At 46.1% G+C, this 14833-nt stretch carries 13 protein-coding genes, 1 tRNA gene and 1 pseudogene; 6 read left to right on the top strand and 9 right to left on the bottom strand.

Translation table 11 applies throughout. The annotated features are described in order from the left end of the window. Positions 1 to 2: 2 nt before the first annotated feature. From QUA33_RS09840 to QUA33_RS09825, 4 genes are all read left to right on the top strand, one after another. Positions 3 to 233, top strand: a complete 231-nt coding sequence (locus tag QUA33_RS09840; protein WP_333071758.1) for a DNA-directed RNA polymerase subunit omega — start codon at positions 3 to 5, stop codon at positions 231 to 233. 252 nt (positions 234 to 485) lie between these two features. Continuing rightward, a complete protein-coding gene (locus tag QUA33_RS09835) occupies positions 486 to 1130 on the top strand; it encodes a hypothetical protein (RefSeq protein WP_333148457.1) in 645 nt (214 codons plus the stop codon). Positions 1131 to 1257: 127 nt separating this feature from the next. After that, a complete protein-coding gene (locus QUA33_RS09830; RefSeq protein WP_333148456.1) occupies positions 1258 to 1626 on the top strand; it encodes a DUF1818 family protein in 369 nt (122 codons plus the stop codon). Between the two features lie 37 nt (positions 1627 to 1663). Beyond that, a tRNA-Pro gene (locus tag QUA33_RS09825) sits at positions 1664 to 1737 on the top strand. Positions 1738 to 1971: 234 nt separating this feature from the next. On the opposite strand, the gene QUA33_RS09820 is transcribed toward QUA33_RS09825, so the two are convergent. Together QUA33_RS09820 and QUA33_RS09815 are read right to left on the bottom strand one after the other, a co-directional pair. Next, on the bottom strand, positions 1972 to 3648 hold the full coding sequence (locus QUA33_RS09820) for a mechanosensitive ion channel (protein WP_333148455.1): 1677 nt from the start codon (positions 3646 to 3648) through the stop codon (positions 1972 to 1974). A 327-nt stretch (positions 3649 to 3975) separates the two neighbouring features. Further along, a complete protein-coding gene (locus QUA33_RS09815) occupies positions 3976 to 4950 on the bottom strand; it encodes a transposase (RefSeq protein ID WP_333148454.1) in 975 nt (324 codons plus the stop codon). Between the two features lie 147 nt (positions 4951 to 5097). Between QUA33_RS09815 and QUA33_RS09810 the strand changes: the two genes are divergently transcribed. After that, complete coding sequence (locus tag QUA33_RS09810) at positions 5098 to 5562, top strand: SRPBCC family protein (RefSeq protein ID WP_333148453.1); 465 nt, start codon at positions 5098 to 5100, stop codon at positions 5560 to 5562. Positions 5563 to 5702: 140 nt separating this feature from the next. Here QUA33_RS09810 and QUA33_RS09805 read toward each other — a convergent pair whose 3' ends face one another. From QUA33_RS09805 to QUA33_RS09775, 7 genes are all read right to left on the bottom strand, one after another. Continuing rightward, positions 5703 to 6389, bottom strand: coding sequence for an alpha/beta hydrolase (locus QUA33_RS09805; protein ID WP_333148452.1), 687 nt, complete (start codon positions 6387 to 6389; stop codon positions 5703 to 5705). 313 nt (positions 6390 to 6702) lie between these two features. Continuing rightward, on the bottom strand, positions 6703 to 7527 hold the full coding sequence (locus QUA33_RS09800) for a transglutaminase family protein (RefSeq protein ID WP_333148450.1): 825 nt from the start codon (positions 7525 to 7527) through the stop codon (positions 6703 to 6705). A 168-nt stretch (positions 7528 to 7695) separates the two neighbouring features. Beyond that, a complete protein-coding gene (mutL, locus tag QUA33_RS09795) occupies positions 7696 to 9573 on the bottom strand; it encodes a DNA mismatch repair endonuclease MutL (protein WP_333148497.1) in 1878 nt (625 codons plus the stop codon). Between the two features lie 185 nt (positions 9574 to 9758). Continuing rightward, positions 9759 to 10868 (bottom strand): ATP-binding protein, encoded by a 1110-nt coding sequence (locus QUA33_RS09790; protein WP_333148448.1) that lies wholly within the window; start codon positions 10866 to 10868, stop codon positions 9759 to 9761. A 337-nt stretch (positions 10869 to 11205) separates the two neighbouring features. Then, entirely contained in the window at positions 11206 to 12453 is a 1248-nt protein-coding gene (locus tag QUA33_RS09785) for a beta-ketoacyl synthase N-terminal-like domain-containing protein (protein WP_333148446.1), read from the bottom strand. Between the two features lie 217 nt (positions 12454 to 12670). Beyond that, positions 12671 to 13456 (bottom strand): peptidylprolyl isomerase, encoded by a 786-nt coding sequence (locus QUA33_RS09780; protein WP_445243232.1) that lies wholly within the window; start codon positions 13454 to 13456, stop codon positions 12671 to 12673. Between the two features lie 176 nt (positions 13457 to 13632). Further along, positions 13633 to 14199, bottom strand: coding sequence for a photosystem I assembly protein Ycf4 (locus QUA33_RS09775; protein ID WP_333100937.1), 567 nt, complete (start codon positions 14197 to 14199; stop codon positions 13633 to 13635). A 203-nt stretch (positions 14200 to 14402) separates the two neighbouring features. Here QUA33_RS09775 and QUA33_RS09770 point away from each other — a divergent pair. Further along, positions 14403 to 14833, top strand: a pseudogene (locus tag QUA33_RS09770) (photosystem II D2 protein (photosystem q(a) protein)); the annotation flags it as partial.

Genomic DNA, 14833 nt, shown 5'->3' with positions numbered 1-14833 from the left:
TCATGGCTAAGCGTCAACCCTTCGATTCAACTCAGCTAACCCGTCGCGCGGAAGAGTTGATTAACGGTGCATCCAACCGCTATCGGATTACGGTACAGGTAGCGAACCGCGCAAAACGCCGTCGTTATGAAGATTTTGACAATATGGACGACCATCAAATGAAACCTGTAATGCGGGCGATATTTGAGATGTCGGACGAACTGACTCAGCCGGAAATAATCGGAGATATCTAGGCTTCGGGAGTTTTGAGTTTTGAGTGGTGAATTGCCCAAAGTTTTTGTCAACTCAAAACTCAAAACTTTGTCAAACTAGACTTGGGTGCGGGTGACGAGAAACCCGGTTTATTCCTAGTTCCCTCGTTAAGAAACCTCTGATTTTTCAATAAAACCGAGTTAACGATCGTAAATCTTAAAATTGTAAACTAGGACATCTGCTTACGGCTAAGTTTATGAAATTATTCTATTTCTCAAATTTTTGTCAAAACCGTGAATAGATTAAAGCAGGGCTTAAGTTTTCTTTTTGTTACTTTGAGTGTGGCTATTTTCACGCTTTTGAGTTGGGTATTGGAATCGGGCGAACTGAGTCTGTCGGCTTTGGAACCTTCGCTGCTGCGGACTTCTGAATCTTCCTCTGTGCAGCGGGTGGCTCAACAATCTGCGCCGCAAGTGAGGGTGCAAGATGCGTGGAAATTGGTGTACGAAAAATTGCCGGATTTCCCGATCGAAAATAACTACATTTCCAAGGAAACTGGAAAAGTCGATCCTACCAATACTTTAGTCGGGCGGTTGATTCGATATCACGTATTTGTCAAAGGACGCCCGCCCAATTACCGCTTTGATTGGAAGTTAAGTTTAGCTGACTATCTGGGGGCGACTCCAGATTATTTGGTGGAAAGCGTTTATCCGGGAAAGGACGTTTTGCGATCGAATCCAATGGAACAGGATCGTGCTGCTATTCAGAGGTTAAATAGAGCACAGCGGGATGCTTTAGTTCAAGCTTTGGTTGATGTTTTTACTGAGAATTCCGGGCTTGGGCGCACACCTGCTGCGGGGGAAAAACCACAAGGGCGATCGAATTCGCCAGAGATACCGCAGCCACAGCCGGGAGATGCGAAGTTGCTGGCACCTTAATACTCAGGAATGCAGAAACCGGGTTTTTTACGGAAATATTGCTGTTGAGCCTTTAACACAGGTAAAAAACCCGTTTTCTTTCGTATTTATGAGTAAGTCCTACTAATCTAAAATCCAAAATCCCTCAATGGTGGAACGTGTAATTAAAACGGGTGTTGGGTGGCGTTTGGGATGGAACCCGGAGGCCCAGGAGTTTAAGGGTTTGGTAGCTGGCGACGGTTGGGCGATCGAACTCACGGAGGCTGAGTTGAACGATTTTTGCCGATTGTTGGGGCAATTAGCAGGCACAATGAGTCAAATGGCCTCTGAGTTAATGGACGAGGAAAAAATCGCCATTGAAGCCGAAAGCGACTTGCTGTGGGTCCAGGTGGAAGGATATCCAGAAGCTTACAGCGTGCAATTGATCTTGAATGCTGGCCGAAGGTGCGAGGGTTTTTGGCCCGTGGCTGCGGTTCCGACTTTGGTGCAGGCGGCAAAAGTTTTAAAAGTTTTTTGACTTTTTCGGGAATTCTATGCTAAGCTGTTAAAGCTGTCGGGGCGTAGCGCAGCTTGGTAGCGCACTACTTTGGGGTAGTAGGGGTCGTGGGTTCAAATCCCGCCGCTCCGATTGTGATAAAACCTTCTCTATGAGAAGGTTTTGTTGTTTTAGGCCGGCGACGCAGCTCTTAACATTCTCAATTAGGGGCATCCGCCCAGAAACAAAAATCAATCTCTGCTGCCAAACAGTCTATAGCTGTATCCTGAAATTCCAAGGCTTTGCGATTGCTTCGGGACCCTCACTCACAATGAAATTAATCAAAAAAAAATGGCGTTTGTACTTGACAAACGCCATTTTATAGAATTACAAACGCGGCGTCTTATCTTGTTTAAACGACGCTAACAATTCGCGAATTTGGTCGGCCGCAATCTCGCGCCCGCCCAAACCAAAAGCTAGAGCAATACCAACTGCGATCGCCCCGAGCAGCAGCCCGAAAGCCAAATTGACAATATCGCTGCCAATGCCCATCTGTTGCAGCGCCAAGGCCGAAACAAAGGCAATAATTGCAATCCGAGCCGCTTGGCCCAAAAGACGCGCTTGACGAGTTCCAGAACTGGCAATCAAACTAAACGCCAGATTCGCCAAATACAAGCCGATCGCAAATACCACCAAACCGGCCAGCACCCGACCTGCAACTAGGACAATACCGCTAACAATCGCCGTCAGCGCTGGAATTTGCAGCACGTCGGTAGCCGCCACCACTGCAAACAGCATGATGCCCACCTGCACCACAATGCCGACAAACTCAGAAGGCGTGCGGGCTGGAAGTTCGGGTTCCTGAAGAATCGTTGCGTCGGGATCGATCGAACTTGGCGGTAGCCTCAGCGACTGTTTCGGTGCCTGCACTCCCAACCAAGAAAAGACATTGTTAAAGCCAATTCCGGTCAGGATATTAGTAACCAAATCGCCTACCCAGCGCCCCAAAATGTAAGCAAGCGCCAGAATCAGCGCTGCAGTGAAGATTTTAGGAACCGCGCCCAAAATGTCGTTGAGCATCGCGATTGCCGGCTGCGAAATCGCCTGAATGTCCAAAGCGTTCAGAGCTGCGATCGCTGTTGGAATCAAAATTAAAACATAGACGATCGTCCCGACAATCCACGACAGCGATTGTCCGCCCGAAGTCCGCGAAATTCCAAACCGAGCGCCCAAACTGTCCGCCCCAGCAGCAGCCAAAAGATTTGTGACAATCCGCCGCACCACCATAGCCAGCAGCCAGCCGACAAACCCAATCAGCACAGCTTCCAGAATTTTGGGAATAGCCGCCAGAATTTGGTTGAGTAAATTATTAACCGGCAGCAGAGCCTGCTGCATTTCCAGCGAGTCGAGAATCAGCGGCAAAAACAGCAGAAAAATGAACCAGTACAGCGCATTCGCCACAGTATCGCTCAGCAGCAAAGGGCGCTCAGTGGGCGCAGCGCCCACTTCCTGATTCAAGCGCTCGTCCACGCTAAAAGCCCGCATCGCCCGCGATACGGCCATTTTGGCGACTGTTGCCAACACCCAAGCAATCCCCAACCAAATTAGCGCGCCGGCTAACTTCGGCAAGAAACCGGTAATTTGATTGAGAAAAGTATTGAGGGGTTGCGAGACAGCCGTTAGATTCAGGCGGTTGAAAAAGGCAATTAGGAAAAAGACAAAAATGATCCAGAACACCGCTGCGGAAATCCATTTTTCCACTTGCGGGGCTCCAGTTCCTTCTGGGCGGCCTGTAATCCAAGCAGCCAGCCGATTGTCGATCGTAGTCTTCTTGAGCAATCCCCCGACTACAGAAGACACGAGGGCTGATACTATCAAGCCAATGAGCAGGATACCGACGGCCCAGATGAGATTTTCAATGTTTGAGCCCTGAATGAAATTGTTAATTCCACGTTCTGCATCTGTCAGCGGATTCCCGGGCTGGGCCTGGGACAAAATGCGATCGGACAACGCCGCTATGGGGCCCGATATGGGTTGAGTTATTTCTTGCCAAGTTTCATTCATTTTTTTCTCAGGTTAACGTCAGATTTGACAAGGAGAAGACGAAACTTTAATAATAGTTCCAAAAAATCTAGACATCGCCTAAATTTAATGTTTGTACACTTTTAATCGTACTGGGTTAACTACAAAACCCTCTATCGAATTTTGGATCGGCCCATCTCCGAATGATTTTGGGCCAATATTCCAAGAACCTTTCACATCGGCATTTATGAATCCTCCTGTTTTGGTTCTGAACAATCATCTTTTTAGCCTACTGCCAATGTAGTCGGAATGTTGTTAAATTGGTTCCAAATCCAAAGCTGAACCTTTGGATGTGTAACTCTCCTCAACTCACCCAACTTGAGTTTCCGCAAGTTGTCCTTTGTACTGCAATATTTTCCGAAATCGGCGCTGGGGAATACAGGCAAAATTTTGATTTTTAATCAAACCAGTATTAATCCCCTTTTTAAAATACTGGTTCCCGCCTATAACCAGCAAGCCCATTTGATGATTGACGAATTCTTTAATAATTGCGGAACGCGTCGTGTGGAAGTAATAATCCACTTTACAGTTAAGATTGTGCCAGCATTTTGCAAGTTTTTTACTGTTTTTTTGCGCTGTGGGCAGCAATGATTTCAATGCCGGTGAAACTTGATTGCAGTATTGATTGGTTGACTTAACAGCCCGTCCGTCGTAGATTGTGGGTACTAATCCAAGAACATTGTAGGTTAATGTTGCCAGATTGTTTAATCCTAAATCTAAGGCAGCTACTCTCTGATTAACTTGTAAAGGCTGTTCTAACTTCTCATAGAGCACCTGGACCCCATAACAACATACTTGGGGAACAATCCGGATTTCCAGAATGAAGATGACTTTTGAGCGCAACCAAATATTAGTACCAGAGGGGCGAACATAGCCTTTTTTTAAGGCTCTTTTGCTGACAGCTTGACAATTAAATACAACTAGATAGCGCCCGTCCTCTCTTTTTCGCTCTCTTAAACCTTGATAATGAGGGATTTTCGGTGCTGATTGAAATTTAGTTGGGTCTTTCTGATAGTTTCCCACCCACAGATAATAGCTAGTCCATGCTTTGAGGACTAAGCCGAGCGTGGTTTGTGCTACTTTTGCGGGCAGTGCTTTGTAATCAAGACTTGTTTTAAGCGCGCGCTCAACAGCCAGAGCGTTTGTTTCTTGGCTGGCGAAAAAGTTTTGACGGTAGATGTAGTTAGCTCTATTGTAAAGATTTTTGCACTGCCAAGAAAGTCGATCGGCTTTTCGATAAAACCTATGATTTGGTTTAATGACGTGCCTTTCGACTAGCTGCATAGTTGGTATATATAGTTTAATTCAAGATGATACACTGTATTTATGAGTGTGTCAATCTTTTAATTTCTGGAAAAATTGACGGTACAAGTAAATAAATGACTATCAAGTAAACAAAGTTTTGTAATACCCTTCTTGTTGCAGGTTCTCATGTCAATTCGTCAAGTTTTCGAGCAATCCATTGAAATTCGCGCTGCTGCTACTCTGGTGGAGCAGTGTATAGTCGATCGCACTTTAATGCACAAGTGGCTCAATCCCCTGCTGCGCTGCGATCCCCAGGGCGAATGGGATACTGCTGTAGGAAGTCGCAGCTTGTTTATCATAAAAATTCCAGTTTTGCAACCCACTTTGGAGAGTGTTGTGTTGGAGCGACAACCCGGTTTAATTGTGTGGGGGTTTGACGGATTTTTCAAAGGATGCGATCGTTGGGAATGCCAGCCGCAAATCCAAGGAACTCTCTTGATTAACCGCTTTGAATTTCAAATTCCCAATCGTTTAATTAGATTTGGTTTCAATCGCTTTGCAGCCCCTTGGACAGAAAAAGATATGAAAGACCAACTCCGCCGCCTCAAGCGGGTAGCCGAGCAATTATCTCAAAAAATGGGTAGTTTATAATGAGTAAGGGGTAATGGGGAACTTTTACCCTAGCGTAGCCGAAGTATGGGTAATTTGTAATAGCTGAAAACCAATAGCTAATAGGAAGAAAAGCACCAACTTCCCAATTCCCAATTCCCCATTCCCTCAACTTGAGTTATTTACTTCGCACTTCCCGATGGATTGGGCTGACAAATCATTTCTCTCGCCGAATTCACGGCTTGATTAGCCGTATTTTGTAAAGCCGGGGAATTCTGATACAAAGCTTGCAAATCTTGCACATCTTTAATCACTCGCTCGTAGATCACCATCGCTTGATTGCCGTCAACTTCTAAGGCAGCAGGGCTGTAGTTTTGCATCACTTCAATCAGCGATATTTTGCCATCTTTAGAAGCTGCGACTAAAGCATCGCGGAGTGCCGGCGCGCTTTGCAGCCGAGTTGCCGGCGCATAAGCAACCTCCCCCAATTGTTTGAAAACAATTTCCCCAAAATAAGTGCTTGCCAGCCGCGCTACTAATTGAGAATCTAAAGGCACTTCTCGCGTTAATATTTCGCGCACCGACTCGGGAGTTTGTTTCGCAAGACTCAGAACGCTTTGCAGTTGAGATGATGCTTGACCGGTTTGTGCAAAGCTTTGCAAGTCGCTCATCGGTAATGTTACGTCAACAGCACCGTATTTTACGGTAACATTATCTAATGCAGAGGCTTTGCTACTGTTTAGGAATACTGCACTTGTTCCCAGCAAAAGCGCCAAACCTAAAGATAAAGACTTTGACATTCTTTTGGTTAAATGGGCTGACAGCGGTTGCATTCCTTTGAGATAACCTTGTTGAAGCTGAAAGTTCATGAGTTTTTGCCTCTTTACGTCAAAATACTTTTTAGATAGCTCGTCTGTGCGGGTATCAGTGCGGGTATCAGTCGGGAAAGTCGCATCGGAATTTCCGTAAATGACCTATGATTTTACAGTCAAGTCAAGCAAATTCAACCTATCAAAAGATAGGTGTTAATTGGGAATTAATATGTTATAGTTAACGTTTTGACAATTTTAGATACCTTTGCAAAAATGATAAAAGCGAAATTTGGTCGTCGGGCAGCAGTTTATTGAATGTCACTTTGATGTCTTATAGTGTGCTGTGCGACATATAGCAGCGAATTTAAGTTCAAAGATCTAGATCGAGCCGATCGAGCAATTGGCGAATTATAGCAGCATCCTCAGCATTCGGAGCATTTTTCAGGTATAGTTCCAAATCGTGGCGCGCTTCGGCAAAGCGTCCCAGTTGATAATATAGAATTCCGCGATCGCGTCGTTCACCCAGCGCATCGGGAAACAGCAGCAAAATCCGTTCGATCGCCAAGAGTACCCTCACAGCATCTCGCCGCTGCAAGTAAATCGCCTTCAGATTTCCCAGCATTCGCCCCAAAAAATGTCGGCGACTTACCGGGGCGAGAAAAGTCGGCTGCAACTTCATAGGTTGGCCGTAAATTTGAGAAAGTCTCCCTTGACAATCTTCAGGAAATAATATCTCGCCGCCATTAAACGCATCAACAAAAATACCAGCATCTTCAAAATCCGGTCTAATTAAAAAATGTCCCGGCATCCCAATTCCCACCATCGGAAAATCAATGCGCTTAGCAACCTCCAAATACACCAAAGATAAAGAGATCGGGATGCCAGTACGGCGATCGATCACTTCATTCAAAAAGCTATTGCGGGGGTCGTAATAATCCGCATCATTGCCCGCAAACTGCAACTCCCCGTATAAATAGCCGTTAATAGTTTGAATAATCCGCAGCGGATAATTCTGTGCCGGCAGGCGTGAGCGCACTTCATCTGCGATCGTGTCGAGAGCGTTGAGATACTCCTCGGGTTCTAAATTCGGGTATTCTTCCAAAGCCATGTAAAGGGCAGCTTTCGCCAGGTCGATCGAGCCATCCGGCTGATTTATTTCTCGATAAAAGAGTTGTCGGGCGATCGGAAAATCCATATTTATGATTTATTTGATTTTAATTGACATTTTATACGAATATCCAGTTGCCCAAAAAAATATTAAAAACATCTCTCTTCTCTTCCTCTCTGCGTTCTCTGCGCCCTCTGCGGTTCAAAAAAAACAGTCTTGTATGTAACGCGCACCTTACAGATTAACTTTTAACCTTCAAATCCCGTGACTTTTGCCAATCACCCAACTGCGGCGGAAAATCCGAGCCAGAGTCGATTCTTCCAAAGCAAAATAGATAGGACGGCCGTGAGGACAAGTGCGCGGATTGCGAGTTTGCTGCCATTCATCCAACAAATTTTGCATTTGCGAAAGACTCAAAGGAGTACCGTTTCGCATAGCACTACGGCAAGCAGTCGCAACTTGAGCCGCTTGTAAATCTGCGACTTTACTTAGCTCAAAAAGCGCAGCCGCACAGTCATCTCGATCGGCTAACAATTCAGGAACTTCGCGGGCAGCCCATAGCTGTTCGCCAAAACTTTCTACTTCCAAACCCAAGCGGGATAAATTCTCAATTTGCAGTGCCGATAATTGACTGAGAATGACTGGTTTTTCTAGACATTTTAGCTGCCAAGCCGCGCACAACTGCTCGTACAAAACGCGCTCGTGAGCGATGTGCTGTTCTATCAACCACATTCCGCTCGGATGTTCCGCAACAATGTAAGTATTGTGAACTTGAGCGATCGCCCTCAATTCCATCAATCCTATTTGATTAGCTTTTTCCTCTTCGCCGCCGTTGTCATTCTGCCTAGCCGAAATCCCGACACTGTAAGCACTTTTTTGTTCCGATGCCTTCAGCAATTTTCCCACTCGTTCGGGAATTGGGGCAGGCGGCAAAACTTCATCGTTGAGGTGCAAAGCGCGAGCAATTGCCGCGCTAATTTGTTCTTGCCAAAAACTCGGATCGTGCAGATAAATTTCCACCTTAGCAGGGTGGCGGTTCCAGTCGATTTCCGAAGGGGAGATTTGCAGGTGGACAAAACATACGGGATAGCGATCGCGCGGACAAGTGCGGGCAAAAGCGCTGAGAATAGTTTGCTCTAATTCGGGCGATCTCACAACTCGCCGATTTACCCCAACTTTCACCCAATCCGGCCGCCTGCGGTGACAGCGATCGGGCAAACCAATTACTAACTCCAAACGCTGGGAATTGGACATTTGGAATTGGGAACTGGCAACTGGCAATTGGTAATTAGACTTAACTGTAGCGCCAACAAGTTGAGTTTCTATCAATAAAGTTGCTGCTTTCTGATTTTGAGGACTCGCAGGCAAATCTAACTTTAAATACTGCAAATCGCACGCTCGCACACCGCGCACGAATTGAGGTAAAAGTTGTTCCGCTGTGCTACCAGGAGTTACGTGCAAACAAGGCGTGTTTCCTTGACGCAACTGCCAATTAACGTGCGGGTGACAAATAGCAATTTGCTGAAGAGTTAATTGGATCGATCGCATTTGCTGTGCGGGCGACAAAAAACTGCGGCGCACAGGCCAATTGCCAAACAAATTATCAACAGTCACCACCGTACCCGGAGCGATCGCCGCTGTTTCCACCTCCACAGCAACGCCTGCATTGTTGTAAATCACCCGCCAGCCCGATCGAGCATTTTCAACTCCCCCCTTGTTACAGGAAGATTTGGCGGGGGTTTGCGCCGACTCTCGATTTTCCGAAAAATCCCCCAATCCCAAATCATTCGATCGGCTCAAAACCTCCAAACAGCCCAACTGAGCTAAACTGTGCAAAGCTTCCCCACGAAATCCCAAAGTATCAATTTTGTAAAGGTCTGCTTCAGTGGTAATTTTGCTCGTACTGTGAGGCGAAGCCGCCTGTCGCAAATTTTCCAGATCCATTCCCGTACCATTATCTGCAACTTGCACCCGCCACTGTTCCGGCCAGACAGAAACAACGATGCGAGTTGCACCAGCATCCAGAGAATTTTCAACTAATTCTCTTACCGCTGCGGCGATCGAGTCAATGACTTCACCGGCTGCAATTAAATTGATAACTTCTGTGGGTAAGGTTTGAATAGTAACTGGCATCAAATTTTTAGCAGTTCGTTCATTCAATTATACTTCATTCTGTAACTACTTGCACAGTATTAGGACTTACGCTCTTAAACCCGGTTTATCAGGTAGTAAAATATTATTTTGTAATAAAATATCTACTCATCAACCAAGTCTCTGAGAGTTACTGAAAAAGTCCTAAATATAATCTTCGTACCGACTTAAATTTGATCTGCTAAAGCCATAATTTTAGGCAGGCGGATGTAAAAAGTTGTGCCTTTACCGTCCTCTGAGTCATAAGTAATTTTTCCTTTGTGAGACTCAACGATCGACTTAACAATCGCCGTTCCCAAGCCAGTACCAGTCCGCTTGCCATAAGTCACAAACGGTTCAAATAACTTTTCCTTAATTGTCGGCGGAATGCCCGGGCCGTTATCATAAATACTAATTTCTGCCCACTCCTGACTTTGTGTCACCGCAATCTCTATCCGACCCCCTCTGCCGCCAAAAGCCTCAACAGCATTCCCAACTAAATTTTGTAAAACACGCAAAATCTTATTTTCATCCGCTTCCACTATGACTTCTGTCACCCGTACTGCTAAATCTACTTTTGCTGCTTCACAATAAACTCTGTTTAACTTTTCAAACTGTTGCAACGTCTGAATTAGATTAATGGGTTTTTTATGTAATACAGAATTACCGCGCGAAAACTCTAATACTTCTTCAGCCATCCCCAACATTCGCTGAACCTGCAATTGAATAAGTTCGCACCACTCCTGAGTGTCCTCATCTTCGTGCATTTCTTTGAGCATTTCAATGGAGAGTTTAATTCCGGTAAAAGGACTTTTGAAATCGTGAATAATTGTACTCACCATTTCTCCAACCAATACCATTTTTTGTTTGTGTACCAACTGGCTAACATATTGATCTGTGGTATCCCGCAAATTTTTAGTAATGAAACTAAACATTTGCAGTACCGAACTGCCTTTAGCAAACTGGAGAGTTGTTATGAGTTCTTTACGGCCTATTTTCGCCAAAGTCGAGCCTGCAACTGCCACAGCTCTAGCACTGCGTGGCTCTCCGTCTAAAACTCCGAGTTCGCCAAAATAATCGTCTGGCTTAGCCACAGCAACTGTTTGATATTTATGGTTGTCAATCCGCTTGCTAAACTCGACTTTACCTTCTAAAACTAGATAGAAAAAATCCGCTGTTTCTCCTTCTTCAAAAACCAGGGTTTCCTCATCAAAACTCTCCAAAACAGCTATTTGGCAGAGGTGAGCAGCTTGCTCTGGTTCAAAATAAGACATAAATCGATGAAATGCCAGATCCATGTTAAGATACCTGAAACTTAATTGAAACAGTTTCTTTCTTCTATTTTCGCCGATCGGGATCGGTACGTTAATCAAATACAATATTGGTTTAATCTGCCTCTATTTTCTGACCTCCCAGGCTTGGACGCAAGGATCGGCGTCGGGATGCAGAGCCAGACTAGCATAGCAGCAGCAGTAATCTCACCGCAATTCTCAGTTAATTGACTAAAATACATAAATATTGTACTATTTTTGAGATTTAAATTAGATCTGCGGGTGGGTTCTCCTGCCACCTCAGAAGATTTTAACTGTAGAGATATCGTGTAATTTAAAAGCCGCTCGACCGAGTTTACAAAAATTAACGATCGCCCGATAGAACGATCGCAGCATTCTGCCCGCCAAAGCCAAAACTTAAACAAACCGCATTTCTGACAATAGCCGATCGCGCACAGCGAACAAAATCTAATTCAAACCCCGGTTTTGTCATTCCCGCGCAAGGCGGCAACATCTGATATTTAATACTCATCAAACAAAAAGCCACGCCCAAAGCTCCCGAAGCTCCCAAAGTATGACCCGTAGCCCCCTTAGTCGAACTAACAGCAACTCCTCGGTTAAATAACTTCTCAATTAACAGTGCTTCGTGTCGGTCATTTAAATCAGTTGCAGTACCGTGAGCATGAATAAAATCTATATCAACCGCCGCTAAATTGCTCCGTTTCAAACATTGATTTACCGCCGCGATCGCACTTTCCCCCCCCAACTCCGGCGCATTAGCATGGCAAGCATCATTTGTCAAGCCAAAACCGGAAATTCGACCGTAGATTTTAGCACCACGACGCCTTGCCAACTCGGCAGATTCTAATACAAATAAAGCCCCACCTTCACCGAGAACAAAACCTTCCCGATTTTCATCAAAGGGATAGCACCCATTGTTTGCCAAAGCACCCATCCGGCTAAATCCAGCCAGTGTCAGCGGTGTGATAGGCGCTTCCACAGCACCTGCGATCGCCCGCTGACACTCACCAGTGCGGATTAAATCAACAGCACGGGCGATCGACCAAATACCCGTCGCACAAGCAGCCATCGGTGCCAATACCGGCCCCGTCGAACCAATTGCCCTCGCCGCTGCGATCGCCCCCATGTGAGGCAAAAAATTCACAAATCGGTAATTGGGAATCGGTAATTGGGAATCGGTAATTGGGCATTCCCTTGTCTCTTGCGACTTCCCTCTTCCGAATTCCCTCAGACTTCTTCCAACTTCCGTCTTTCTTCCATCCGTTACATCCGTTACATCCGTTGCCGAACTTCTTGCGCTTGCCAACAGTTCCAAATTTGCCTGGAAGCCGCGGCTAGAACCGATCGCAATTCCGCAATCAGGCAAAGGCAAAGTCAAATTAGCATCTTGCACAGCATCTATTAAAACCTGCCGAGTTAAAGTTATTAAATCGACAGGTTTTGTTCCTATTAAAGCCAAAGGTCGCCGTTCAAGTTCTATAAAAAGTTGATGTTGCCGAATTCGTGATTCCCCAGACAACAATCTTTTCCAGCTACCATCCAGAGTCCCTAAAGCAGAAACCAGGCCTATTCCCGTAACAACAACATCCACATCTGCCCTCAGATTCCCAAATTTTTAGTCATTAGTCATTAGTCATTAGTCATTAGTCATTTATGATTGGAACTAATTATTAACTACTAACCAACGAGCAACGAGTGATATCATTTCCGGTTGCATCGGAATAAGAAAATCGAGTCAACCTCAACAGTCAACAATCATCTCGATCGTGCAACCGGAATTAATATAACGAGTGACGAGTGAGGACTGACTACTGAACAGGCTTAAAATTTTCCAAACCCTGAGTAACAGTAGCTTTATCTATTCGATCGCCCGCTTCAATCTTATCAACAACATCCATCCCTTGCTTCACGTACCCAAAAACCGCATAGCTGCCGTCCAAAAACGGTACATCGGTCAAAGTAAAATAAAACTGAGAAGAAGCCGAATCAGGACTCTGCGATCGAGCCATAGCAACAGCCCCGCGACTGTGTACCAACACGGGTTTCTCCTTAACCCCAGCTTCTTCTAGCGTTTGGCTGTAAGTCGGATTGGCAGCACCTTTAGCTTTAATTTCCAGAGGAATCCTGCGTTCGGTAGAAGTTTTTGGGTCAATAAAACCCCCAGTTCCCAGTCGCGCTGTAGGGAATTTAGGGTCTTTGCCCTGGGGGTCACCGCCCTGAACTACAAAAGGCTGAGGTTCCCGCACGACTCGGTGAAAAACCAATCCGTCGTAGACACCTTTCTGTACCAAATCGACAAAATTGCCCGCAGTAATTGGCGCATTTGTGCCGTCGAGTTCGATCGTAATTGGAGCACCTTTAACCGTCATTACCACCGTTGCTTTTCCTTCCAATCGTGGCAAATTGCTAAATTGCGAACTCGCGGCTACAGCAGCAGGAGAAGGAGACGGAGACAAAGAAATATTTTCACCCGACGCCGGATTCGATGTCGGAGTCGAGTTTGCCACAGGAGAACTACCGCATCCTCCGACAAACAACGCGCCAATTATTAAAAGTGAGAACAACCACCGCTGAATTTTGACTTGCATTTGCATTTGTATTTTCACTTTCACTTTCACTCAATGATGTAAGGGGCGCAATGCGCACCCTAAACTTATCGATTTACCAGGGATAATTTGCACCGCTTCGTGCTCACCCAATATTTATCGATTTGGTGCGCATTGCGCACCCTACGAGACATTACCAATCTAAAATCGAAAATCAAAAATCCCTAAAGTCCTTCTAGGGGAACTTGCAAAAATCGAGCCAATTCGGCCGCTTGATTTTCCACTTGCGACAAAGCAATCGGCTGTCCGACTCTAGTCAGGGGAAACTGACGGCGGTCTTTGAGCTTAAGATAAATACTGCGACGGGGACTGAGACCTTCTTTAATGTCCACCCGCACAGATTGCACGTCCGATGTCTTGCAAGTAAAATCAAGCTTGCGGTTTTTGCCGGGAAAACCCCAGCGAAAGATCCGAATGTTACCAGTTTGTCGATCGAACTCGTTGTAACCGCCACCGACATCCCAGAGAATAGTCAGCCACAGGTAAAGCGCCAAAAGTACGCCACAGACACCGTAGAAACCCATCGCAATGCCTTGGGGGATGAAAATGAGCTGAGTCGGGTCAGCAAAAGGCAGCAGGTTAACGTGCAAGTAGCTGGAAATGCCCGACAGCAGGAAACCAGTCCCTCCAATGCTGACCACCGTCGCCCACCAGTAATTGCTGAAGCGGCGGGAGCCCAAAACCGGGTAGCGCAGGACAGGATCGATCGAGGTCATTGTTTTTGCAGTCATAAAATTAAACAGCCTTAAAGCCAAATCTTAATTCAATTAGCCCACCGAGCGTCACGCTTCGCTGACGAGATCGCGATCGACCGATCGGGATTGTGTATCAACACCTGCTAATTATGTTGAAAAATTCTGAACTTCTAATATATAGTTATGTTAACTTTAATTAGAAACCTTGGTCTTTTAACAAGCAAAAGGATTTTACCGCAATGACAATCGCAGTCGGACGCGCCCAGACCGAAAGAGGCATATTTGATGTACTCGACGACTGGCTCAAACGCGATCGCTTCGTCTTCGTAGGCTGGTCTGGCATCCTGCTATTCCCCTGCGCCTACCTAGCCATCGGTGGCTGGTTAACAGGCACCACCTTCGTCACATCCTGGTACACCCACGGTTTGGCAAGTTCCTACCTCGAAGGAGCCAACTTCCTCACCGTAGCAGTTTCCACCCCAGCCAACAGCCTCGGACACTCCCTGCTGTTCCTGTGGGGCCCCGAAGCACAGTGGGACTTCACCCGCTGGTTCCAACTCGGCGGGCTGTGGACATTCGTCGCCCTCCACGGCGCCTTCGCACTGATCGGCTTTTGCCTGCGTCAGATTGAAATCGCCCGTTTGGTAGGCATCCGTCCCTACAACGCCCT

Source organism: Microcoleus sp. Pol14D4 (assembly GCF_036701245.1).
Taxonomy (GTDB): Bacteria; Cyanobacteriota; Cyanobacteriia; order Cyanobacteriales; family Microcoleaceae; genus Microcoleus.
The sequence above is the reverse complement of the archived record's forward strand: the minus strand, read 5'-3'. Positions and strand labels throughout refer to the sequence as shown.